This is a genomic window from Sphingomonas sp. MMS12-HWE2-04, assembly GCF_044881185.1.
GTDB lineage: Bacteria > Pseudomonadota > Alphaproteobacteria > Sphingomonadales > Sphingomonadaceae > Sphingomonas.
Map to the genome: position 1 here is coordinate 2,122,316 of NZ_CP173254.1, position 20,769 is coordinate 2,143,084.

At 66.6% G+C, this 20,769-nt stretch carries 27 protein-coding genes, 1 other RNA gene and 1 pseudogene; 9 read left to right on the forward strand and 20 right to left on the reverse strand.

Annotated features, from left to right (window positions below; genetic code table 11):
- Nucleotides 1-351: 351 nt before the first annotated feature.
- Nucleotides 352-756 carry a Mov34/MPN/PAD-1 family protein gene (locus AB2M62_RS09660; RefSeq protein ID WP_404333334.1) on the reverse strand — a complete coding sequence of 135 codons (405 nt, stop codon included), beginning with the start codon at nt 754-756 and terminating at the stop codon, nt 352-354.
- Between the two features lie 19 nt (nt 757-775).
- Here AB2M62_RS09660 and AB2M62_RS09665 point away from each other — a divergent pair, with 19 nt between their 5' ends.
- The 3 genes from AB2M62_RS09665 (at nt 776) to mtgA (ending at nt 3,557) form a co-directional block, all read left to right on the forward strand.
- Complete coding sequence (locus AB2M62_RS09665; protein ID WP_404333335.1) at nt 776-1,729, forward strand: RluA family pseudouridine synthase; 954 nt, start codon at nt 776-778, stop codon at nt 1,727-1,729.
- Nucleotides 1,730-1,783: 54 nt separating this feature from the next.
- Nucleotides 1,784-2,689: an RNA polymerase sigma factor RpoH gene (gene rpoH, locus AB2M62_RS09670; RefSeq protein WP_404333336.1), complete on the forward strand. Its 906-nt coding sequence runs from the start codon at nt 1,784-1,786 to the stop codon at nt 2,687-2,689.
- 247 nt (nt 2,690-2,936) lie between these two features.
- A complete protein-coding gene (gene mtgA / locus AB2M62_RS09675) occupies nt 2,937-3,557 on the forward strand; it encodes a monofunctional biosynthetic peptidoglycan transglycosylase (protein ID WP_404339888.1) in 621 nt (206 codons plus the stop codon).
- Here mtgA and AB2M62_RS09680 read toward each other — a convergent pair whose 3' ends face one another.
- From AB2M62_RS09680 to AB2M62_RS09730, 11 genes and pseudogenes are all read right to left on the reverse strand, one after another.
- On the reverse strand, nt 3,558-3,845 hold the full coding sequence (locus tag AB2M62_RS09680) for a hypothetical protein (RefSeq protein ID WP_404333337.1): 288 nt from the start codon (nt 3,843-3,845) through the stop codon (nt 3,558-3,560).
- Nucleotides 3,846-3,914: 69 nt separating this feature from the next.
- A complete protein-coding gene (locus tag AB2M62_RS09685) occupies nt 3,915-4,238 on the reverse strand; it encodes a YbaB/EbfC family nucleoid-associated protein (RefSeq protein ID WP_404333338.1) in 324 nt (107 codons plus the stop codon).
- Nucleotides 4,235-5,860, reverse strand: coding sequence for a DNA polymerase III subunit gamma/tau (locus AB2M62_RS09690; protein ID WP_404333339.1), 1,626 nt, complete (start codon nt 5,858-5,860; stop codon nt 4,235-4,237). Before AB2M62_RS09690 ends, AB2M62_RS09685 begins: the two co-directional genes overlap by 4 nt.
- Before the next feature lie 40 nt (nt 5,861-5,900).
- Nucleotides 5,901-6,188: a type II toxin-antitoxin system RelE/ParE family toxin gene (locus AB2M62_RS09695; RefSeq protein WP_404333340.1), complete on the reverse strand. Its 288-nt coding sequence runs from the start codon at nt 6,186-6,188 to the stop codon at nt 5,901-5,903.
- Nucleotides 6,185-6,415, reverse strand: coding sequence for a type II toxin-antitoxin system ParD family antitoxin (locus AB2M62_RS09700; RefSeq protein ID WP_404333341.1), 231 nt, complete (start codon nt 6,413-6,415; stop codon nt 6,185-6,187). The genes AB2M62_RS09695 and AB2M62_RS09700 overlap by 4 nt, the downstream gene beginning before the upstream one ends.
- 44 nt (nt 6,416-6,459) lie before the next feature.
- Nucleotides 6,460-6,557, reverse strand: an RNA gene (gene ffs / locus AB2M62_RS09705) — signal recognition particle sRNA small type.
- 68 nt (nt 6,558-6,625) lie between these two features.
- On the reverse strand, nt 6,626-6,904 hold the full coding sequence (locus AB2M62_RS09710) for a hypothetical protein (RefSeq protein ID WP_404333342.1): 279 nt from the start codon (nt 6,902-6,904) through the stop codon (nt 6,626-6,628).
- Nucleotides 6,905-6,990: 86 nt separating this feature from the next.
- Nucleotides 6,991-7,392, reverse strand: a complete 402-nt coding sequence (locus AB2M62_RS09715) for a low affinity iron permease family protein (protein WP_404333343.1) — start codon at nt 7,390-7,392, stop codon at nt 6,991-6,993.
- Between the two features lie 46 nt (nt 7,393-7,438).
- Complete coding sequence (locus AB2M62_RS09720) at nt 7,439-7,774, reverse strand: 2Fe-2S iron-sulfur cluster-binding protein (RefSeq protein WP_404333344.1); 336 nt, start codon at nt 7,772-7,774, stop codon at nt 7,439-7,441.
- On the reverse strand, nt 7,771-8,862 hold the full coding sequence (locus AB2M62_RS09725; protein WP_404333345.1) for a cysteine desulfurase family protein: 1,092 nt from the start codon (nt 8,860-8,862) through the stop codon (nt 7,771-7,773). The genes AB2M62_RS09720 and AB2M62_RS09725 overlap by 4 nt, the downstream gene beginning before the upstream one ends.
- A pseudogene (locus AB2M62_RS09730) lies at nt 8,859-9,886 on the reverse strand (cysteine desulfurase family protein). Before AB2M62_RS09730 ends, AB2M62_RS09725 begins: the two are co-directional and overlap by 4 nt.
- Nucleotides 9,887-10,025: 139 nt before the next feature.
- Here AB2M62_RS09730 and AB2M62_RS09735 point away from each other — a divergent pair.
- Both AB2M62_RS09735 and AB2M62_RS09740 read left to right on the forward strand, forming a co-directional pair.
- The gene (locus AB2M62_RS09735; protein ID WP_404333346.1) at nt 10,026-10,682 is read left to right on the forward strand and encodes an alpha/beta hydrolase; all 657 of its coding nucleotides are present in this window, start codon (nt 10,026-10,028) and stop codon (nt 10,680-10,682) included.
- A gap of 9 nt (nt 10,683-10,691) precedes the next feature.
- The gene (locus tag AB2M62_RS09740; protein ID WP_404333347.1) at nt 10,692-11,159 is read left to right on the forward strand and encodes a GFA family protein; all 468 of its coding nucleotides are present in this window, start codon (nt 10,692-10,694) and stop codon (nt 11,157-11,159) included.
- Nucleotides 11,160-11,173: 14 nt separating this feature from the next.
- Here AB2M62_RS09740 and AB2M62_RS09745 read toward each other — a convergent pair whose 3' ends face one another.
- The 5 genes from AB2M62_RS09745 to AB2M62_RS09765 all read right to left on the reverse strand — a co-directional run bounded on the left by AB2M62_RS09745 (nt 11,174) and on the right by AB2M62_RS09765 (nt 14,335).
- Entirely contained in the window at nt 11,174-11,989 is an 816-nt protein-coding gene (locus AB2M62_RS09745) for a hypothetical protein (protein ID WP_404333348.1), read from the reverse strand.
- Between the two features lie 79 nt (nt 11,990-12,068).
- On the reverse strand, nt 12,069-12,941 hold the full coding sequence (locus AB2M62_RS09750) for an alpha/beta hydrolase (RefSeq protein WP_404333349.1): 873 nt from the start codon (nt 12,939-12,941) through the stop codon (nt 12,069-12,071).
- A gap of 82 nt (nt 12,942-13,023) precedes the next feature.
- On the reverse strand, nt 13,024-13,191 hold the full coding sequence (locus AB2M62_RS09755) for a hypothetical protein (RefSeq protein ID WP_404333350.1): 168 nt from the start codon (nt 13,189-13,191) through the stop codon (nt 13,024-13,026).
- Nucleotides 13,188-13,370 carry a hypothetical protein gene (locus tag AB2M62_RS09760; protein ID WP_404333351.1) on the reverse strand — a complete coding sequence of 61 codons (183 nt, stop codon included), beginning with the start codon at nt 13,368-13,370 and terminating at the stop codon, nt 13,188-13,190. Before AB2M62_RS09760 ends, AB2M62_RS09755 begins: the two co-directional genes overlap by 4 nt.
- A complete protein-coding gene (locus tag AB2M62_RS09765; RefSeq protein WP_404333352.1) occupies nt 13,367-14,335 on the reverse strand; it encodes a threonine/serine dehydratase in 969 nt (322 codons plus the stop codon). The genes AB2M62_RS09760 and AB2M62_RS09765 overlap by 4 nt, the downstream gene beginning before the upstream one ends.
- 152 nt (nt 14,336-14,487) lie before the next feature.
- Here AB2M62_RS09765 and AB2M62_RS09770 point away from each other — a divergent pair, with 152 nt between their 5' ends.
- Together AB2M62_RS09770 and AB2M62_RS09775 are read left to right on the forward strand one after the other, a co-directional pair.
- Entirely contained in the window at nt 14,488-15,729 is a 1,242-nt protein-coding gene (locus AB2M62_RS09770) for a type III PLP-dependent enzyme (RefSeq protein WP_404333353.1), read from the forward strand.
- A gap of 204 nt (nt 15,730-15,933) precedes the next feature.
- Nucleotides 15,934-17,013, forward strand: a complete 1,080-nt coding sequence (locus AB2M62_RS09775; protein WP_404333354.1) for a deoxyhypusine synthase — start codon at nt 15,934-15,936, stop codon at nt 17,011-17,013.
- A 207-nt stretch (nt 17,014-17,220) separates the two neighbouring features.
- Here the strand turns inward: AB2M62_RS09775 and AB2M62_RS09780 are convergent, their stop codons facing one another.
- The gene (locus AB2M62_RS09780; RefSeq protein WP_404333355.1) at nt 17,221-17,985 is read right to left on the reverse strand and encodes an SDR family oxidoreductase; all 765 of its coding nucleotides are present in this window, start codon (nt 17,983-17,985) and stop codon (nt 17,221-17,223) included.
- Nucleotides 17,986-18,086: 101 nt separating this feature from the next.
- Here AB2M62_RS09780 and AB2M62_RS09785 point away from each other — a divergent pair, with 101 nt between their 5' ends.
- Nucleotides 18,087-18,494, forward strand: coding sequence for a winged helix-turn-helix transcriptional regulator (locus tag AB2M62_RS09785; RefSeq protein WP_404333356.1), 408 nt, complete (start codon nt 18,087-18,089; stop codon nt 18,492-18,494).
- A 57-nt stretch (nt 18,495-18,551) separates the two neighbouring features.
- Nucleotides 18,552-19,532 (forward strand): alpha/beta hydrolase, encoded by a 981-nt coding sequence (locus AB2M62_RS09790; RefSeq protein WP_404333357.1) that lies wholly within the window; start codon nt 18,552-18,554, stop codon nt 19,530-19,532.
- Here AB2M62_RS09790 and AB2M62_RS09795 read toward each other — a convergent pair.
- Together AB2M62_RS09795 and AB2M62_RS09800 are read right to left on the reverse strand one after the other, a co-directional pair.
- Complete coding sequence (locus AB2M62_RS09795; RefSeq protein WP_404333358.1) at nt 19,529-19,903, reverse strand: hypothetical protein; 375 nt, start codon at nt 19,901-19,903, stop codon at nt 19,529-19,531. The genes AB2M62_RS09790 and AB2M62_RS09795 overlap by 4 nt on opposite strands.
- Before the next feature lie 9 nt (nt 19,904-19,912).
- Nucleotides 19,913-20,764, reverse strand: coding sequence for a TIGR02587 family membrane protein (locus AB2M62_RS09800; RefSeq protein ID WP_404333359.1), 852 nt, complete (start codon nt 20,762-20,764; stop codon nt 19,913-19,915).
- Between the last annotated feature and the right edge of the window lie 5 nt (nt 20,765-20,769).

The following is a 20,769-nucleotide window of genomic DNA, read 5'->3' on the forward strand; positions in this document are numbered from 1 at the left end:
CCTCAAGATGGCGGACCAGCAAATCCAGAGGATGAGGGGAAAGAATGAAAGATCTCCCGCAAGATGGAAAGGGCGGGAGCACACGCATCTCTCTGTCGCCAGACCCCGGAATATCCGACCTGCGATAGCCTCACCATAACATCTGTAGCGATCATCTCGTAGACTTATGTTTGTGCTCAGCAACATATCCTAAGTTTGCTTGGGATACTGTGTTTTGCCCTTCGAATTGGCCGAGGAAAGCCTGGGGAGACATCGTCTGCCATGCCGCGGTCTCCGGCGCAGTCACGATCAGCCAGGTCGATGGTCCCGGCCGAGGCGGCCACGCCGGCGAAGGTCGGGGTGCGGTTCCCCCTATTTCTTGAGGATCGGCACGCGATCGAACCGCGCATGCACCGCGCCACCGGGGTTCGCGCGCCACAGCCGCGCTTCGCCACCCCCGACGATCAGCCAGAGCTTGCCATCGGGCTGCGCCATCGCCGCGTCGGTGACCGAGGGACTGGGATCGCCGCTGGGGTGCGAATGCCAATAGCCGGCGATGCACGGGCCCCCTGCCCGCTCGGCACGCAGCGCGGCGAACAGCGCGGCCGGATCGATCTCGAACCGCCGCTCGGGCTGTTCCGACACATTTTCAACGGCTTGCCAACCGGTGACCGCACCCGCGTCGCCGAACAGCAATCCGCAGGCTTCGCGCGGCGCCAGACGCGCGGATTCGCGGGCGATCTCGGCCAGCAGCGATCTTGAAATCCAACACCCCATAGCTATCTATCGATACAGAATGGACCGGGGGGTTTCCACATTTGAGGCGCGGATTTCGGAAGGCGCAAACGGTTGGCGGCTCGACCGCGCATTGGCCGATGCCTTTCCCGAACTTTCTCGCGAACGGCTGAAGGCACTGATCGCCGCAGGTGCCGTCAGCGGACCCGCCGGGCCGGTGAACGACCCTTCCAAAAAGGCGATTGCCGGCGCGCTGTTCAGCGTCGCGGTGCCCGCCCCCGAGCCCGCCCAGGCGCAGGCGCAGGACATCGCGTTGAACGTCGTGTTCGAAGACGAAGACCTGATCGTGATCGACAAGCCTGCCGGGCTGGTCGTCCATCCCGCCGCCGGCAATCTCGACGGCACGCTGGTCAACGCGCTGCTCCACCACTGCGCCGGGCAGCTTTCCGGCATCGGCGGCGTCGTCCGGCCGGGGATCGTCCACCGGATCGACAAGGACACGTCGGGGCTGATGGTCGCGGCCAAGAACGATGCCGCGCATGAAGGACTGGCGCGCCAGTTCAAGGCGCACAGCATCGATCGCCGCTATCGCGCGATCGTGAGCGGTCGCATCGCCGCTGCCGAGGGGACGGTGGACAAAAGGCTCGGGCGATCATCGCACAATCGCAAGAAGATGGCGGTGGTGGGCGAAAGCCAGGGCAAGCATGCGGTGACGCATTGGCGGCGGATTGCGCCGCTGCGCGAAGCGACTCTGGTCGAGTGCCGGCTGGAGACTGGCCGAACGCACCAGGTTCGTGTACATATGGCCTCGATCGGCCACCCCTTGGTGGGGGATCCGGTCTATGGCAGCACGCGACCGGCGCACCGCCATCTTTTGGCAACCTTGCATTTCCAGCGCCAGGCCTTGCATGCGGCCCATCTGGGGTTCATTCATCCGGTGAAAAGCCACGCTTTGGCGTTCGAAAGCGAAATCCCTGCGGACATGCAGGAACTGTTCAATAACCTTATCGTATGATTTTCTTGGCGCCGTGCCTTGTGGCAAAGCGCCCTGTGAAAGGGAGAAGTGATCATGGCTAGCGGCAGCAACGTCCCAGCGACGATCCCCGCACTCGGCGGAGAGGCGAGCCTCAACCGCTATCTGGCCGAGATCAAGAAGTTTCCGATTCTCACGCCCGAGAAGGAATATATGCTCGCCAAGCGCTTCCAGGAGCATGGCGACACCGACGCTGCGGCGCAGCTGGTAACCTCGCATCTCCGTCTCGTGGCCAAGATCGCGATGGGCTATCGCGGCTACGGCCTGCCGGTTTCCGAGCTGATCTCGGAGGGCAATATCGGCCTGATGCAGGGCGTGAAGAAGTTCGAGCCCGAAAGGGGCTTCCGCCTGGCGACCTATGCGATGTGGTGGATCCGCGCCTCGATCCAGGAATTCATCCTGCGCTCGTGGAGCCTGGTGAAGATGGGCACCACCGCCGCGCAGAAGAAGCTGTTCTTCAACCTGCGCCGGATGAAGGCCAAGCTCGATGCGTTCGAGGACGGCGACCTGAGCCCCGAGCATCTCGCCAAGATCGCCACCGATCTGGGCGTGACCGAGGAAGAGGTCACGTCGATGAACCGCCGCATGGCGATGGGCGGGGATACCTCGCTCAACGTGCCGATGCGCGAGGATGGCGAGAGCCAGTGGCAGGATTGGCTGCAGGACGACGGTCCGCTGCAGGACGAGGCGGTTGCCGAGTCGCAGGAGGCCGATGTGCGCCACACGATGCTGGTCGACGCGATGGAAGACCTTAACGAGCGCGAGCAGCACATCCTGACCGAGCGCCGGCTGACCGACGATCCCAAGACGCTCGAGGAGCTCAGCCAGGTCTATGGCGTGTCGCGCGAGCGCGTCCGCCAGATCGAGGTGCGCGCTTTCGAGAAGCTCCAAAAGGCGATGATGCGCCTGGCGGGCGAGAAGCGACTGCTCGCAGCCTATTAAGCCCCAGGTGAGCGGGGAAGACGCACCCGCCTCTCCTGGAGGGGCGGGGCCTGACAGACAGACTGCACGCGCGCCTGCCGGCATCAATCCGCAGGCGAGGACGCGTGAGGAGACGCCACAGGCCAAGCCCGCCTCGGCGGTCCGTCCGCGCAAGGCCAAGCGTGTGCCCTCACGGCCGTCACGCCCGCTGCCGGGGCGCATCCTGGGCTGGATCGTCAAGGCGATCGTGATCGCCGTGCTCGGCTCGATGCTATGGGTGCTCGCGCTGCGCTTCATCAACCCGCCGATCACCTTCACGATGATCGGCGACATGGTCTCGGGCCATCGCATCACCAAGCAGTGGATGGGAATCGCACGGATCGATCCGAGCATGGCGCGCGCCGCCATTGCGGCCGAGGATTCGCGCTTCTGCCAGCATGGCGGCTTCGACTATAAAGCGATCGCAGCCGCCGCGGCGCGCAACGCGACCGGCAAGAAGCATATCCGCGGCGGCTCGACGATCAGCCAGCAGACCGCAAAGAACGTGTTCCTCTGGCAGGGCGGCGGTTATCTCCGCAAAGGCCTCGAAGCCTATTTCACGCTGCTCATCGAGAATCTCTGGGGCAAGCGGCGGATCATGGAGATGTATCTCAACGTCGCCGAGACCGGCATCGGCACCTATGGCGTCAATGCCGGGGCGATGCGCTATTTCAAGCATGACGCATCGCATCTGAGCGATCGCGAGGCCGCGCTGATCGCCGCCGTTCTGCCATTGCCCAAGAAGCGCGCCGCGATCGACCCGTCGGGCTTCACGCGGCGCTATGGCAATTCGATCAATCGCCGGATCGGCGTCGTTGCCGGAGACGGCCTCGACGCCTGCCTGCGCTGATCAATCGGCTTTCTTGGCTGCGTCCTTCGCGGCGCCACCGACATCCTGCGCGGCATCGCCAACCTTGGACGCGGCGCTGGTGATCGCGTCGGTCTTCGCATTCTCGCGGCTGTTCTGGTTGATCAGGTATAGCGCGCCGATCACTACGGCAATCACCAGCGCCAGCCCGATCAGCAGCCCACCGCCGCCGCCGCGGCGCTCGACGACAACGGTGCTGCCGCTGCTCGGCGTCTCGGTGACGCGTTCGGTGGTGGCACCGTCGGTACGTTCGACAACACGATCGACCATGATTCTTCTCTCCCTAGATACGTGACGACACGAACCCGGGAGCGCAGGCGATGGTTCCGTTTTGGACCCTTAGAAGGGCAGCTTGAACCCCGGCGGGAGTGGCAAGCCGCTGCTCATCTTGGACATTTCGGTCGACGCCGCGGCATCGGCCTTGGCGCGCGCATCGTTGAACGCGGCGGCGACGAGATCCTCGAGCATGCCCTTTTCCGAAGGCGCAAGCAGCGAGTTGTCGATGTCGACGGCGATGATCCGGCCCTTGGCAGAGGCCTTGACCTTGACCAGTCCGCCGCCCGACGCGCCCTCGACTTCGATCGTATCGAGATTGGCCTGCGCCTTGGTGAGTTCGGCCTGGACGTTCTCCGCCATGGCCATGATGTCTTCGAGGCTCTTCATGCCTGATTACTCCGGTTCTTGGTCCAGCCGATCAGCTCGGCTTCGGGAAAGGCTTCGCGTGCGGCGAGGACGACCGGCGAATTCCACGCTTCCTCGCGCTCGGCGGCCTCGCTGGCCGCCGCTTCCTCGCGCAGCGTGCGTCCGGGCGCTTCCTCGACGAGCTTGAGCCGCCAATTAACGTCCGTCGCCTCCCGTAGCGCGCCCGCCAGATCGCGCAAGAAGTCCTGCGGCAATTCGCGCGACGCGCCGAAATCGATTTCGGATCCTTCGAAGCGGACCGGCCGCAGATAGTCGCGGACCTGCTGGGCGAGCTGGAAGCGCTTCTTGCTTTCGAGCAACGCAGCGAGCTCGGTCATGTTGGTCGGGGTCGTCGACACCGCAGCCGGCGCGGCAGGCGCCGCCGCGTTCACCGAGAGCGTCACGCTGCCGCTGGCGATCTGCCGCGCGAGCTCGCCGGGATCGGGCAGCTGCGAGGCATGGATGACGCGCAGCAGCGCCATCTCGCACGCCTCGATCGGCAGCGCCGCCTTGGCAACTTCGTCATGCCCGCGCAGCATCAGCTGCCAGAGCCGGTGCAGCACCGGGAAGGAAAGCGCCGACGCCCAGCCTTCGAGCGCCTGGCGCTCCTCGCCCGATTGCCCGCCCGACGCATCGGTGCCGAGCTTGGCGAGCGTGGTGGCGTGGACCGTCTCGAGCAACGTGCGCAGCACCGCCTGCGGGTCGACGCCGAGATCATATTGACCGCGCAGCGCCTTGAGCGCGCCGGGACCGTCGCCGGCGAGCAGCAGCCCGAACAAGTCGCGGATCGCGCCGCGGTCGGACAGGCCGAGCATCGCGCGCACTGCATCGGCGTGCACCCCTCCGCCCTCGATCCCGGCATGCGCGATCGCCTGGTCGAGGATCGACAGGCCGTCGCGCGCCGATCCTTCCGCGGCGCGCGCGATCAATGCCAGCGCCTCGGGATCGGCCTCGACGCCCTCGGCCTGCGATACCCGCGCAAAATGCTCGGCAAGCTTCTCGGCCGGGATGCGGCGCAAGTCGAAGCGCTGGCAGCGCGACAGCACCGTCACCGGCACCTTGTTGACCTCGGTGGTGGCGAACAGGAACTTCACATGCGCCGGCGGCTCCTCGAGCGTCTTGAGCAGACCGTTGAACGCGGCCTTGGAGAGCATGTGGACTTCGTCGATGATGTAGATCTTGTAGCGCGCCGACACCGCGGCATAGCGCGACGCCTCGATGATCTCGCGGATATCGTCGATGCCGGTATGCGAGGCGGCGTCCATCTCGATCACGTCGATATGGCGCCCCTCGGCGATCGCGCGGCACGGCTCGCACACCCCGCACGGATCGATCGTCGGCCCGCCCTGCCCGTCCGGCCCGATGCAGTTCAATGCCTTGGCGATCAGCCGCGCGGTCGAGGTCTTGCCGACCCCACGCACGCCGGTGAGCAGGAAGGCATGCGCCAGCCGGTCGCGCCGAATTGCATTGCCCAGCGTGGTGACCATCGCATCCTGGCCGATCAGCTCGCTGAAGGTCTGCGGGCGATATTTGCGCGCCAGGACGCGATACGCCTCCTGCCGGGGCTGGGGCGGTTCATCGAGGCCAAGGAAGGATTCGGACATCGCCTTCTATCTAGGTCGCCGACGAGCGAATGTCGAAGGGTCAGAACAGGTGCCGGGAAACATCCATGCGAGGATGGAGGATGCGGCTTACTACGATCCGTCCGGTCAGAATCCGATAGAATATCAGGTGCTCGCGATGGCGCAGCTTGCGATAGCCGGGCAAGATATCGGCGATGGCGCCTAGTTCCGGGTCCGAGGACAAGAGCCTGCATGCCTTCTGAAGCGCCCGGACATATTCGCCCGCTTGCGCCTCGCCCCAATGTTCCAGCGTGTAATCGTAGATATCGTCGAGATCGCGACCGGCAGCGCGGGTAAGCTCGACTCTCACAGACCGGCGCGTTTGCGCCCTTGCGCGATGATATCCTCAATCGAGCGATCGTCGATGCCGCTCTGCTCGCCTTCAATCAACGCAGCGGTCAGCCAAGCACGACGCTGCGCATGATCTCGCACCAGCGCCGCGACATAATCACCCAAGTCAGGAAAGCCGCCGTCCCGCGCGCCCTGTTCAAGCGCATCACGAATTTCTCGCGGAACAGATATATCAAAATGCTCCATCCGCGAATTTTCGGACGGAACCCTCAATTTGTCAACGCGCGCTCAAGGGTGGGAGCCGGAACGACCCGATACGAAATCGTTGCGGCTGCTTCCTTCCGGATCTGACCGGGTTGGCGACGGCATCGTCCGCCCGACTCCCGCGGCGCATATGGTCGAAGCGCGGCGGGGAAACAAGAGGGAGCGCCTCGCATTGAGGCGCTCCCCGGAAAATCACCGGTAATAGCGAACGCGACGGCAGCTGCGGACGCGCTGATGATGCCGCCACTTGGTGGTGCAGACGCGGCGATAGGCGACGCGGCGCGCGCCGTGGCGGCGATGCGTGACGGTGCGGCGCTCGGTCACGACGCGGTGACGCTCCTGCGCAACCGCGCCCGTGGCGGCGGATGCGGCAACGATCGTCGCGCCTGCGGGCGCTGCCGGCGCGGCCGACGCCGCGGGGACCGCGAACATCGCGACGGCGGCCGCCGCAAGCACGGGGATGATCTTCATTGTTTCTCTCCAGAAATAGTTCGCCCTGCCCGGACCGAATTCCCCTGCCTCGCTAAGGTTCCGCACAACCGGAGCTGCCGTCGGATTTAGCGCGAGACTGTCGTCGCGGTCCGGCGCTTTGCGAGGACATCCTCCGCGACATCGCCGGCGATACGCAGTGCCTCGAGCTCGGCCTCGCTCTTATTCTCGATCCCCATCACTTCGTCGCGCGCGCCCTTCATCGCGTGGATGAGTTCGTCGATCTTGAGATGCAGCGCCGCCTCGTGCCGCTTCTGCTGGTTGAGCACCATCTGGGTGAGCGTGATCGCGAGCACCGACAGCACCAGCGTCAGCGAAGCCGTCGCCTTGTCGCCGAGCGGCAGCAGGAACCACGCCAGGCAAAAGACGACGACACCGATCTGCGCCATCGGATGCCCGGCCAGGTTCGCGCCGAAATCGGAGAAACGGCAGCCGATGGCATAGAGCGATTTGGAGAGCTTGTTCGACACGCCGAGCGCAACGAATGCCGCGGGGCGCCGTTCCTCAGCCCTGCCCTCAGCGCCCCTGCATGTCGCGATGCTCGGGCGGCATCCTAACGGTCAGCCCATCGAGCGCGCGCGTCAGCACGATCTGGCAGGCGAGCCGGCTGGTCCGCGTCGCGCCGGTGGCGAGATCGAGCATGTCCTCCTCGTCCTCGCTCGCCCTCGGCAGCCGGGCAAAGTCCTCGGCGGCAACGATGACGTGGCAGGTCGAGCACGCCATCTGCCCCTCGCACGTGCCTTCGAGCGGCTGGCCGGCATTCTGCGCGACTTCGAGCAACGCCAGCCCCTCGGCAGCCTCTGTCTCGATCACCTGCCCGCCATCGGCACTGACGAACTTCACCCGGATCATGCCGCGACTCGCTGGCCGTGCGCGGCAGCGTCGATGCGAGTGAGCGCAGCGAGCAACTCCTCCTCGCTGGTGGTGCGGCCGAAGCCGATGCGGATCGTCGAACGCGCCTCGGCATCGCTCAGCCCAATCGCGCGCAGCACATGGCTCGGCCGGCCCGAACCGCTGGCACAGGCCGAGCCCGCCGAGAAGGCGATGTCGCGCAGGTCCGAGATCAGCCGCGCAACGTCGAGCCCGGCAAGGCGCAGGCTGAGATTGCCGGGATAGCGCTCGTCGCGCGACCCGTTGAGCACCCAGTCGCCGCGGATATGGTCCAGCGCGGCGCGAAACAGTTGCTCGGCATGGGCGTGATCGGCGCCGAAGCGCTGCTTGGCGACGCGCCCTGCCGCACCGAAGCCGGCGCAGAGCGCAGGCGATAGCGTACCCGAACGCCCCGCCGGTTCCTGCCCGCCGCCATGGAGCAGCGGCGCGAGCGTCACGCCCTCACGAATCCAAAGCGCGCCGATGCCCTTGGGCCCGTGGATCTTGTGCGCCGAGACTGCGATCAAATCGCAGCCATCGGGAACCCGTACCCGCCCATAGCCCTGGACTGCGTCGCACAAGAACAGCGCGCCCGCGCCCCGCGCCAGTTCGGCAAGCTGCTCGATCGGCTGGATCACGCCGATCTCGTTGTTGACCAGCATCGCCGCGACCAGCCCGGCTCCCGGCCGGATCGCCGCGCGCGCGGCGGCGAGATCGACCAGCCCGTCGCTGCCGACCGGAAGCACGGTGACGTCGCGGCCCTTGCGCGCCTCGGCCTCGACCGTGTCGAGCACCGCGGCATGCTCGGTCGCGATCGTCACGATCGGGCCGGTGGTGCCCTTGATCGCCCAGTTGAGCGCCTCGGTCGCGCCGCTGGTAAAGCTGACCGTGCCGTTGGCGGGGAGCAGCCCGGCGACATCGGCGCGCGCGGCTTCGATGGCCGCCTTGGCCGCGCGGCCGGGGGCGTGCGCCGAATGCGGATTGGCGTGCTGGCTTTCCAGCCAGGGCAGCATCGCCTGCAGCGCCTCCGGGGCGAGCGGCGTGGTCGCCTGATAATCGAGATAGATCATGCCGCTGCTACTCCAGCTTCGGCGATGAAGCGCCATTGCTCGGCGAAGATGTCGATGTCGCGTTCGCTGGTGTCGCGCCCGAAGCTGACGCGCACGACTTCGCGCAGCTCGGGCTCTTGCCAGCCCATTGCGGACAGCACATGGCTGGGCCGCATCGATCCCGACGAACAGGCGCTGCCCGCCGACACTGCGATGCCGACCATGTCGAACCGGATCAGCTGCGCCGCCGACGACATGCCGGGCATCCGATACGCGCCGATCAGTGGCGTGCGCGGCACCGAGGCGCCGACGATCTCGGCACCGTCGGCGAGCAATGCCGCCTCCAGCCGGGCACGCAGCGCGGCCATCCGTGCCATATCCTCAGGCTCGGAGAGCGCCGCGGCATAGCCCAGCACCGCCGGCATGTTTTCGGTGCCGGCGCGATAGCCCTTTTCCTGCCCGCCGACCGGGAGCAGCGTGGCGAAGTCGCGGACCAGCAACGCGCCGATCCCCGGCGGCCCGCCGCGCTTGTGCGATGCGACCGCGACGAGATCGGCGTGGCGCAGCACCGCCTCGTCGGCGCGCGCCGGCATCTGCGCAGCGTCGACGAGCAGGATCCCGCCCGCGCCATGAACCCGCTCGGCGATCGCAGCGATCGGCTGGCGCACCCCGGTCTCACTGTTCGCCCATTGGATGCCGAGCAGCGCCCGGCCCGGCTCGGCAAGCGCCGCGTCGAGCGCATTGAGGTTCAGGATGCCGTTGGCGTCGACCGGCAGCACGCGCGCGCCTTCGGAATGGCGGAGGACCGAATCATGCTCGACTGCGCTGATCAGCCGACGCTCGGCCATGCTGCGCGACAGCGCGATGTGGAGCGATTCGCTGGCACCGCTGGTGAACACCAGCTCGTGCGCCCAGCCATAGGCGGCAGCGATGCGGGCGCGCGCATCCTCCAGCGCCGCGCGCGCCGAGCGCCCCTCGGCATGGGGGAAGAAGGGTTGGCCCACAGGCCGATCCCGATCAGCGTCGCGGCCATCGCCTCGGCCATGATCGGGGTGGTCGCGGCGTGGTCCAGATAGATGCGATCCGACAAAAACTCGTTCCAATTGCGCAAGAGGCGGCGCTGCCTATATAGCGCGCAACGTACCGCGCTCCACCGTGCGCACTCCTTTCATAGCAGGTCTGCCTTGCCCGAAGTCATTTTCCCCGGTCCCGAAGGCCGCCTCGAAGGCCGTTTCGCTCCTGCGCCCAAGCCGCGCGCGCCCGTTGCGATGATCCTCCATCCGCATCCCAATGCGGGCGGCACGATGAACAACCGCATCGTCCAGGAGCTCTACAAGACCTTCCAGCGCCGCGGTTTCGCCACGCTGCGCTTCAATTTCCGCGGCGTCGGCAAGAGCCAGGGCACGTTCGACAATGGCGTCGGCGAATTGAGCGATGCCGCCTCGGCGCTCGACTGGGTGCAGAGCTTCCATCCCGAAGCCTCGACCACCTGGGTCGCCGGCTTCGGCTTCGGCGCGTGGATCGGCATGCAGCTGCTGATGCGCCGTCCCGAGATCCGCGGCTTCATCTCGGTCGCCCCGCCGGCGAACATGTTCGACTTCACCTTCCTGGCGCCTTGTCCCTCCTCGGGCATCATCATCCAGGGCGAGAATGACGAAGTCGTCACGCCCGGCGCGGTGCAGAAGCTGGTCGACAAGCTGCGCACCCAGAAGCACATCACCATCGAGCATGACACGATCCCGGGCGCCAACCATTTCTTCGAGCATGAGATGGACCAGCTGATGGGCAGCGTGGATAAATATCTCGACATGCGGCTCGATCCCAACTCGCCGATCCGCTGAGCAACGGGCATGCGCCGGCGCGACATCGTTGCGACCGGCGGATGCCAATGCGGCGCGGTGCGTTACCGCGCCAGCGCGATGCTGGACAATGCGCATCTCTGCCATTGCCGCATGTGCCAAAAGGCCACCGGCGGGCTGTTCGCCGCGCTGGTCGCCGCGCCCGACGACGCGCTGGAATGGACGCGGGGCACCCCCGCGGTGTTCCGCAGCTCCGAGCGAGTCGAACGCGGCTTCTGCGCGGCGTGCGGCACGCCGCTGTTCTATCACGGGCTAGACGGGGGCCGCACCAACCTGACGATCGGCTCGCTCGACAATCCCGCGGCGTTCCCGCCGATCGACCAGATGGGCAGCGAAGCGCGGATGCCGTGGTTCGAGACGCTGCCCGCGCTCCCCGACCAGGGTGCGACCGAGGACGAGGACCCCGAATGGGCCGCCGCGATCCGGCGCAGCAATCGCCAGGCGCCCGACGGGGATTAAATCGGAGGACCGGTTCACGCGCCCGCCTCGGATGCGCTGGCGGGGTGCTTGCCGGCGCGTTGCGGGACGGCCAGGATTAGGACCAGAATCGCGACCGCCAGCACCGCAGTGGCCAGAGGCCGATCGAATGCCAGCCCGCCCTTGCTCAACGGCTTGTCCAGGAAATCCCCCACGGTAGCGCCCAAGGGCCGCGTGAGGATGAATGCCGCCCAGAACAGCAGAGCACGGGAGATGCTCGTCCAGAAATACAGCGTGGCGACGATGGCAAGCGCGGCACCGAACACTAGCGCCGCGCCTGAGTAACCAAGGCTGCCGTCCGCGATCCAGTCGCCCAGCGCGGTGCCGAGCGTCTGCGAAAAGGTGATTGTGACCCAATAGAAGGTCTCTTGCCGCGGCCCGATGACCGTGTCTACGGCGACGCTGCCCAAGGTTCGATACCATGCCAGCAGCGACGCCAGCACGCAGCCCAGCAGCAACAGCGTGCCACCTGGGTATCCGATCCCCAGCGAGCGCGTGGCAAAATCAGCCAGCGTCGTTCCCGCCGTGGTCGAGGCGATGATCGTCGCCCAATAGAGCCATGGGTTGAACCGGCGCGCCTTGATCTGCAGCCAGACCAGCAGGATGAGCAGCGCGCCGAAAATGGCCGTCCCAATCAGATAGCCGTTGAGGCCGGACCGGCCCGCGTCGGGCGTGGTCTCGCCAAGCCAGGACATGGACACGCTGTCGCCGCCGGTCTCGCCCAAGGTGGTCGCCAGAATCTTGATGATCCAAAATCCCAGCGTCACCGCCGGAACCTTGGTAACCGCGTCCTGGAACTGCTCGCGAGTCATTTGCCCATCTCCGACGGCATGTCGGACGGCATAGCAGATAGCGGGCCGAGGATGCAGTCTGGCGATGCGCACCGCGCGATTATCGCGCGCCCACCACCGTATCGATCCAGCCATCGACGATCGCCGTCGCCGGATAGTCCGGGTCGCCGAGCTGGCGGTTGATCGCCATGTGTCCCCGCAGGCCGCGACCGGGCAGGCCCTGCACCGTCACCCGCGCACCCGCCGCCTGCAGGGCACGGCCCAGCGCCTCGGACTGGCGGGTGCCGTCGTCCCGCTCCACATGCAGGATCAGGAAGTCCCGTGCATTGGGCGCGGCCGCCTGCAGCGTCGGCGAGAGCGCGCGCTGGCGGGCCGGATCGGTGCCGAACGCCTGTTCGTAGGTGCCGTGCATGAAACGCCCCGCTTCGGCCATCTGGGCGGGCACGTCATAGGCGGCGCCGTCGAGCAGCACCACGCCCGCCAGCCGGTCGAGGCCGATGCCGGTCTTCGCCAGATAGCGCGGATCGGTGGCGACCAGCGCAGCAAGGTGTGCGCCGGCGCTGTGCCCCATCAGAATCACTTTCGCCGGATCGAAGCCCAATTCGCGCGCCCGGCTGAGCAATGCCGCGATCGCGCCGGCGACGTCGGCGGCCTGCTCCTCCACGCTCGCCGCCGGCACCAGCCGGTAATTGACCGTGGCGAAGGCGTAGCCGCGGCCCGTGAAGTGCTGGACCTTGCTCGCGCCGGTGGCGTTGCCCATGTCGCCGCGCTTCCAGCCCCCGCCATGGACGAAGATTACGAGAGGTGCGCCGCGGGCGCGCGCCGGATAGACTTCCAGCTTCTGTAGCGGGTCCGCGCCATAGGCGATTTCGCGCGGCGCCGGTGCAGTCGCCTGGGCAATCGCGGCGGGGACGATCGCCACTGCGGGGAATCCGCCGGCGAGCGCGGCGATCAGGAGCAGCTTGGTACGCATGACAGGCCTTTCGAAAATGCCTGCCGGACTATGCAAAACGCCGACGGATGGTCCACGAAAACAGTGTAACCGATTGTAACCCTCAGAGCGTCCAGATCAGCAGATTGCCGAGGATCACCAGCGCGCAGACCAGCATCAGCACCCCCTTGGTCCGGTCGACCTTGAGGGTGCGGACACCGCCCCAGACCAGCGCGGCGACCGCGATCACGACCAGGCACAGCATCAGGCTGTTGAGCGCGGGATCGTTCATCGCAAGAACGCCAGCCACACCAGCCCGGCGATCGCCAGCCCGGCCACCACGAAGCCCGCCACCACCTTGGGCTCGCCGCGATAGATCAGCCGCAGGAAATACCAGAGGAACAGGCCGAGCCCGCGCGTCGCGACGCTGAGCACATTGGCGAGGACGGCACCCAGAGGAGTCGCTTTCATGTCGCGGTCCCTAGCACGTGCGCATAGGCCTGGGGATCGGCATTGCCGCCCGACAGGATCACCACCAGCCCGGGCACCGGATCGACCTTGCCCGCGAGCAGCGCCGCGAGCGCGACCGCGCCGCCGGGCTCGACCACCAGCCGTAGCCGCGCCGCCGCCCAGCGCTGGGCGTGGCGGATCTCGGCCTCGCTAACTGCCAGACCGGTCACCCCGCGGCGGCTGAGCACATCGAAGGTCAGCGGCGACACGCGCATCGTCTGCAGCGCGTCGCACGCCGTCGGCGGCGGAGTGTCGCCCACCGGCTCGATCCACCCCGCTTCCAGGCTGCGGCGCATATCGTCCCAGCCCTCGGGCTCGACCACCATGATCTCCGCCTCGGGCAGTGCCAGCGTGATTCCCGCTGCCAGCCCGCCGCCGCCGCACGGCACGAGCACCCGCGCCGGATCGGGCAGATTCATCTCGACGCTCTGGGTCATCGCCTCGATGCCGGCGCTGCCCTGCCCCTCGATGATCCACGGATCGTCGAAGCTCGGCACCAGCGCGGCACCGCGGGCATGCGCCAGATGCGCGGCGATCTTTTCGCGGCTCTCGCTCGCGCGGTCGTATTTCACCACTTCGGCGCCCATCGCCATCGTCGCCTCGAGCTTCACCCGGGGCGCATCGGCCGGCATCACGATCACTGCGGGGATGCCGAGTCGCCTTGCCGCCCAAGCGACTCCCTGCGCATGGTTACCCGACGAGAAGGCGACCACCCCTTTCGCGCGAGTAGCATCGTCCAACGCCGTGAGCCGATGCCAGGCCCCGCGGATCTTGAACGCGCCGATCGGCTGCAGATTCTCAGCCTTGAAAGCGACGGTGACGCCGCGAATTTCCGCTGTCAGCAGAGGGGTTTGCGGCAAAATGGCTGCGATCTTCGCGGCGGCATCCCGCACCCCGGCCCGCGTCGGTTGTCGCACAATCGTCACACTTCACCCCCGACGTACAAATACGGATCCCGAATCACTTTACACGGGGGGATCACGTCCCTAAATGCCGCCTTCCGCTGCCCCATGGGACTTCCAACCGCAAGGCAGCTTTTCGTCAATGATTGCCGCAAGGCATTTGGAGGTCCCTTGAATTGCACCAGCATCCTCGCGCGCTGGGGTTAGCGCCCCTCTCGACCGCCCATTCCACCGTTTCCGGTGCGGGCATCGACATTGCCAAGCGACGTCCGGTTGATCCGGTAACGATCGTTCGTCCCCACGCTGCGGCGCGGGCCGCCCGCTTCTTCGTCGAGAAGTTTCCGGGTCGCTCGATGTATGCGGTGAAGGCGAATCCGTCGCCCGATCTCCTCCGCGTCCTTTGGGACAACGGCATCACGCATTACGACACCGCCTCGATCGCCGAGGTGCGTCTCGTCAAGGCGACGCTGCCGGACGCGACCTGCTGCTTCATGCACCCGGTCAAGTCGGTGGAGGCGATCGCCGAAGCCTATTTCCAGCATGACGTGCGCACCTTCTCGCTCGACAGCCTGGAAGAGCTTCACAAGATCGTGCGCGCCACCGACGGCGCGACCGACCTGACCCTGTGCGTGCGCCTGCGCGTCTCGTCCGAGTTCGCCAAGCTCAGCCTCGGCTCGAAGTTCGGCGTCGGCCACACCGAGGCCAAGGAACTGCTGGTCGCGACCCGCCAGGTCGCCGATGCGCTGGGTATCTGCTTCCATGTCGGCAGCCAGACCATGTCGCCGGACGCCTATTCCAATGCGATGGAGCGCGTCCGCGCGGCGATCGTCGATGCGGCGGTCACCGTGGACGTGATCGATGTCGGCGGCGGCTTCCCCTCGGCATACCCGGGCATGACCCCGCCGCCGCTGGAGCGCTTCTTCGAGACGATCCACCGCGCGTTCGAGAGCCTGCCGATCAGCTATTCGGCCGAACTCTGGGCCGAGCCGGGCCGTTCGCTGTGCGCGGAATATTCTTCCGTCGTGGTGCGCGTCGAGCGCCGCCGCGGCAACGAGCTGTACATCAACGACGGCGCCTATGGCACGCTGTTCGATGCCGCGCATATCGGCTGGAAATATCCGGTGCAGCTGCTGCGCCAGCCGGATTCGGACGCGCGCGACATGGACTTCAGCTTCTGGGGCCCGACCTGCGACGATCTCGATTTCATGGCGGGGCCGTTCCCGCTCCCCGCGGATACGAACACCGGCGATTATTTCGAGATCGGCATGCTCGGCGCCTATGGCGCGGCGATGCGCACGGCGTTTAACGGCTTCGGTTCGGGCGAGACGGTGGTCGCCCAGGACGAGCCGATGCTGTCGGTATATCGTGACCAGGAAGTGCTGCCCGAGCGGCGTTCGAACAACGTCGTAAAGCTGTAATAGCCGCCACCTACGGCTCTTTCCCTCCCCTCCCGCGTTGCGGGAGGGGTCGGACTCAAGTCCGTCGTCCCGGCGAAAGCCGGGATCGCGCGGCACGAGCTTCGCTTTTGCGGCCCGAGACCCCGGCGTTCGCCAGGGCTAGGGCTGCGCCTATGGGTTTCCGCGTCCCCTGAATGACGACGGCCATGCAGAATGGGAGTTCCCATGACCGACACCCTCACCAAGACCGCTGCGGCGAACCCGCCGATCAACGACACCCGCAAGGCGGAGCTGCTGTCGAAGCAGGTCAAGCATATCGACATCACCAAGTTCGATGCGCGCCCGATCGTCGATGCGATGGCGGATATGAGCTTCACCAGCCGCGATCTCGGCCGCGCGACCAACATCTACAACCAGATGCTGGCCGACAAGGACTGCACGATCTTCCTCGTGATCGCGGGCTCGACGAGCGCCGGCGGCTGCATGGACCTCTATGCCGAGCTGGTGCGCAACAACATGGTCGACGGCATCGTCGCCACCGGCGCGACGATCGTCGACATGGATTTCTTCGAGGGCCTCGGCCACAAGCACTATCAGGCGCTTGAGATCCCCGACGACGATACGCTGCGCTCGCTCTATATCGACCGCATCTACGACACCTATATCGACGAGACCGACCTCCAGAACGTCGACCACACGATCTTCGAGATCGCCGAGAGCCTCGAGCCCAAGGCCTATTCGTCGCGCGCATTCATCCGCGAAATGGGCAAGTATCTCGTCGAGCACGGCAAGAAGGAGAACAGCCTCGTCAAGCTCGCCTATGAGCATGACGTGCCGATCTTCTGCCCGGCGTTCGTCGACTCCTCGGCCGGCTTCGGGCTCGTCAAGCACCAGGTCGATGCGGCCAAGGAAGGCCGCCCGTATCTGATGATCGACGCGGTCGCAGACTTCCGCGAGCTGACCGACATCAAGATCGCCGCCGGCACTACCGGCCTGCTGATGATCGGCGGCGGCGTGCCGAAGAACTTCATCCAGGACACCGTCGTCTGCGCCGAGATCCTCGGCCACGAGGACGTCGCCGTGCACAAATACGCGGTGCAGATCACCGTTGCCGACGTTCGTGATGGTGCCTGCTCGTCCTCCACGCTGCAGGAGGCTGCGAGCTGGGGCAAGGTCAACACCGGCATCGAGCAGATGGTGTTCGCCGAAGCCGGCTCGGTGATGCCGCTGCTGGCGTCGGACGCGTACCACCGCGGCCACTGGAAGAACCGCGCCAAGCGCGGCTGGGCCAAGCTGTTCGGCTGAGGCCGGCGCAGGACTGAAAAGCGCGTTTTTAATCCTCCCCGAGCTTGTCTCGGGGAGGGGGACCATGCTCAGCATGGTGGAGGGGCCGCGCCGCAGAGCGCGGGGAATGCTGACAGCTAAGGGCAACGCTGTCTTCGCAGCGCCCCTCCACCACTCGCTGCGCGAGCGGTCCCCCTCCCCGAGCAAAGCTCGGGGAGGATTTAAGTATCACCCCGCCCGCGCTGCCCGCGCCATCGCGTTCAGCTGCGCCAGCGCCGCATCGAAGCGGCCCTCGGCCTCGGCGTTGCGCAGGAACTTCACCCGCTCGACCAGGATCTCGCTCGGCGTCGGGTCCTGGCCGAACAGCGCCATCACTTCGTCGATGAATTCATTGAGCGGCTGATAGCCCGGACGGGTCTCCTGCCCCGGGGTTAGCCCGGTCTGCACCGCCGGCGGCGCCAGCTCGATCACTTTCACCTTGTCCTTCAGCGCCTCGCGCAGCGACACGGTGTAGCTGTGGATCGCCGCCTTGGTGGCGTTGTAGGTCGGCGTGTCGACCAGCGGCACGAACGCCAGCCCCGAGGTGACGTTGACGATCGCCGCATCGGCCTGCGCTGCGAGATGGTCGATCAGCGCATTGGTCAGCCGGATCGGGCCGAGCAGATTGGTGGTGATCGTCGCCTCGGCGTCGGCAAGGTCGCGGCGCGTGTCGAGAGCCTCGAAGCGCATGATCCCGGCATTATTGATGAGTATGTTGAGCCCGGGATACGCGGCGATCACGCGGCGGGCGAAATCCTCGACGCCCTCGGCGCTCTCGACGTCGAGCGTCAGCGCGAACATGCCGTCGCGCCCTTCTACCACGGCGTCGAGCGCGTCCTGCCGCCGCCCGGCGACGATCACCTGGTTGCCGGCTTCGTGGAAACGCTGGGCGAGCGCGGCGCCGATGCCCGATCCGCCGCCGGTGATGAGAATGGTGTTGCCGCTGGTCTTCATGCGCGTGCTCCTCTGGGGTTGCTGCCGACAATCTAAGCCGTTACTCTCCACGGGGTAGAAGGCACCGAAAAGATTTATACGCACCATTTGGAGAGTGTATCTTGGCCAAGCCCGCGCCCTTCGCGCCGACAAGGCAGAAACCCTGGCCGGACGCAGGCGATCCCCGCGTCGACGCACTGGTCACCGATGTGATTGGCCGGGTCGCCGACAAATGGACGATGCTGATCCTCGAGGCTCTGGCCGAGCATGAGCATCTGCGCTTCACCCAGGTCGGCAAGCTCGTCCCCGGAATCAGCCAGAAGATGCTCACTCAGACGCTGCGCCAGATGGAGCGCGACGGGCTGGTCGATCGCAAGGTTCACGCCGTCGTCCCGCCCCGCGTCGATTATCGCCTCACCGATCTCGGCGAGAGCCTGGGCGCGGCCTTTTGCGGCGTATGGCTATGGGCGGAGGCCAATCTCGGCCGCATCGAAGGCGCGCGCGCCGCGTTCGACGGTCGTACGACCTAGACCCCATCGACGGCGCGGCGAAATCGCGTCAGGACGCGCAAAACCAGGGAGGATGCCATGTCGATCGATCGCCGTACGCTTATCGGAGGCGCGGTCGGCCTCACCCTTGCCGGGGTTGCCAAGGCGCAGACCGGCCCCACCCCCTATGTCGCCGGCACCGGCACCGCCGCCTGGCCGCCGCGCGAGCATTTCAAGCTGTGGCCCGGTTCGCCGCCTGGAGCCCCCACCCCGCTTCCCAGCAACGACTTCACCGTCAATGGCAGCTTCAAGGAGCTGTGGCTGCGCGGCGTCTCGGAGCCGATGGTCGGCGTCTATCGCCCTGCCCGGCCCGATGGCCGCGCGGTGCTGTCGATCGCAGGCGGCGGCTATGGCTTCGTCTCGATCGAGAATGAAGGCGTCGACGTCGCCAAGGCGCTCACCCCATACGGCATCACCGTGTTCGTCCTCGCCTATCGCCTGCCGGGCGAAGGCTGGGCCAACCGCGCCGACGTGCCACTGCAGGATGCGCAGCGCGCGATGCGGCTGATCCGCGCCAATGCTGGAAAATATGGCATCGACCCGTTCCGGCTTGGCATTTGCGGCTTCTCCGCGGGCGGGCATCTCGGCGGGATGCTCGCGGTCGGCCATGACGATCCGGTATATCAGGCGGTGGACGCCGCCGATGTGCAGCCCGCGCGCCCGGCTTATGCCGGCCTCGTCTATCCGGTGATGTCGTTCGCCACGGCGGGCCTGAATAGCCGGTCGAGCGGCATGCTGCTCGGCGACAATCAGGATCCGGCGCTTATTGCGCGCTACACGCCGCTGGCCCGCATTTCGGCCGAGGCGCCGCCGATCTTCCTCGTCCATGCCTTCGACGACGGCACCGTGCCGATCCAGCAGAGCCTGGCGACGATCGAGGCGTGCCACGCCGCCAAGGTGCCGGTCGAAGCGCATCTGTTCGAAAAGGGCGGCCATGGCTTCGGCGCGCTCCACCCGCCGATCGACTCGCCGGCGCGCACCTGGACCGAGACCTTTGCCCGCTGGACGGCGAAGCGCTAGGGCGTCTGGAAGCCCAGCGCGCGGATCTCCAGCGGCTTGCCGCGCGGGTCGGCCTTGAAGAACAGCCCGCCCTTGGCGCTGGCGTCGCCGGCGACATAGTCGAGCGTCGTGGTGCTGGTCTCGTCGCCGAGCTTGCCTTCGATCGCCACCGCCGCCGCAGTCGCGCTCGATCGGTTGGTCACGTCGAACTCGACGACGAAGCCCGCGGCGTTGGGCACGATCCGCCCGGCATGGACTTCGAGCGAGGGAAGTTGCGCGGACTCCGCCGTCAGCGCCTCGCGGCCGATGACGACGACGACGAAGAGGATCGCCAGCAAGCCGAGCCCGGCGGCGATCCATTCGAGGATGGGCGTTCTGCTCTGCGATGCCATTGCCCGTTCCTAAACCACCAGCCGGGCAATCGCGGCACCGATCGCCGCAGGAAAGCCCAGCACCACTACCGTGCTCGCGACCGCACTGATCGCCGCGCCGTCGCAGCGCCCGAAGGTCCATAGCACGTACAGGCTCACCAGCAGCGCGATCGCATAGCCGGGCACGGTGAACACCAGGAAGCGCCGCGCCAGCCCATAACCCTCTGGAGCGTCCTCCTGTCCGGCAAAGCCGATGGCGAAGACCAGCACGTGGAGCAGGAACAGCGAGACCAGGATCAGCGCCAGGCTGTGCCACGCCGTCATCTTGTAGCCGATCAGGATCATCTCCTCGGTCGGCGCGACGTTGAAGGCGAGGAACAGCGCGCCCGCGAGCATCAGGAACAACTGGCCGCCATAGCCGGCCGAACGCGCCGCCTTGTCCGCATCGTCGTCGGGATCGCCGCCGCTCAGCTGCTTGCGCGCGATCATCGCGCCGAAACTCGCCGGCACCGCCTGGATCGCGATCACGCCGACCAGCTCGTCGAGCGGAATCGTCGCCACGAGCAGCCCGAACAGCTTGAGGATGACGATCGCCGAGACCGTGCCCACCGCATAGGCAGCGAGTGCGTCGAGCACGTCCTCGTGCAGGCTGGCGGTCTTCTCGAACCCGCCGAAGCGCGACAGCAGGACCAGCACCATGAAATTGAGCGCGATGAACAGAAGCAGGCGCAGTGGCTCGACATAGAGGCCGATCGACCACATCTCCATCGTCATCAGCAAGGGGAGCGCGAAGAGGATCGCCCCGCCGAACGCCCGCGCCAGGCCAGAGGCATAGTCGCGGTTCAGGCTGACGGCGTCTTCCATCACAGCCGAACGCGGCAAAGGGC

Coding starts and splice junctions, on each gene's coding strand:
- AB2M62_RS09690 (WP_404333339.1), bottom strand. CDS start 5,860: ATGTCCGAATCCTTCCTTGGCCTCGATGAACCGCCCCAGCCCCGGCAG.
- AB2M62_RS09725 (WP_404333345.1), bottom strand. CDS start 8,862: ATGATCTATCTCGATTATCAGGCGACCACGCCGCTCGCCCCGGAGGCG.
- AB2M62_RS09775 (WP_404333354.1), top strand. CDS start 15,934: ATGACCGACACCCTCACCAAGACCGCTGCGGCGAACCCGCCGATCAAC.
- AB2M62_RS09665 (WP_404333335.1), top strand. CDS start 776: ATGGACCGGGGGGTTTCCACATTTGAGGCGCGGATTTCGGAAGGCGCA.
- AB2M62_RS09720 (WP_404333344.1), bottom strand. CDS start 7,774: ATGATCCGGGTGAAGTTCGTCAGTGCCGATGGCGGGCAGGTGATCGAG.
- AB2M62_RS09750 (WP_404333349.1), bottom strand. CDS start 12,941: ATGCGTACCAAGCTGCTCCTGATCGCCGCGCTCGCCGGCGGATTCCCC.
- AB2M62_RS09755 (WP_404333350.1), bottom strand. CDS start 13,191: ATGAACGATCCCGCGCTCAACAGCCTGATGCTGTGCCTGGTCGTGATC.
- AB2M62_RS09745 (WP_404333348.1), bottom strand. CDS start 11,989: ATGACTCGCGAGCAGTTCCAGGACGCGGTTACCAAGGTTCCGGCGGTG.
- AB2M62_RS09710 (WP_404333342.1), bottom strand. CDS start 6,904: ATGAAGATCATCCCCGTGCTTGCGGCGGCCGCCGTCGCGATGTTCGCG.
- AB2M62_RS09780 (WP_404333355.1), bottom strand. CDS start 17,985: ATGAAGACCAGCGGCAACACCATTCTCATCACCGGCGGCGGATCGGGC.
- rpoH (WP_404333336.1), top strand. CDS start 1,784: ATGGCTAGCGGCAGCAACGTCCCAGCGACGATCCCCGCACTCGGCGGA.
- AB2M62_RS09680 (WP_404333337.1), bottom strand. CDS start 3,845: ATGGTCGATCGTGTTGTCGAACGTACCGACGGTGCCACCACCGAACGC.
- AB2M62_RS09740 (WP_404333347.1), top strand. CDS start 10,692: ATGCGCCGGCGCGACATCGTTGCGACCGGCGGATGCCAATGCGGCGCG.
- AB2M62_RS09760 (WP_404333351.1), bottom strand. CDS start 13,370: ATGAAAGCGACTCCTCTGGGTGCCGTCCTCGCCAATGTGCTCAGCGTC.
- AB2M62_RS09790 (WP_404333357.1), top strand. CDS start 18,552: ATGTCGATCGATCGCCGTACGCTTATCGGAGGCGCGGTCGGCCTCACC.
- AB2M62_RS09700 (WP_404333341.1), bottom strand. CDS start 6,415: ATGGAGCATTTTGATATATCTGTTCCGCGAGAAATTCGTGATGCGCTT.
- AB2M62_RS09795 (WP_404333358.1), bottom strand. CDS start 19,903: ATGGCATCGCAGAGCAGAACGCCCATCCTCGAATGGATCGCCGCCGGG.
- AB2M62_RS09660 (WP_404333334.1), bottom strand. CDS start 756: ATGGGGTGTTGGATTTCAAGATCGCTGCTGGCCGAGATCGCCCGCGAA.
- mtgA (WP_404339888.1), top strand. CDS start 2,937: ATGCTATGGGTGCTCGCGCTGCGCTTCATCAACCCGCCGATCACCTTC.
- AB2M62_RS09685 (WP_404333338.1), bottom strand. CDS start 4,238: ATGAAGAGCCTCGAAGACATCATGGCCATGGCGGAGAACGTCCAGGCC.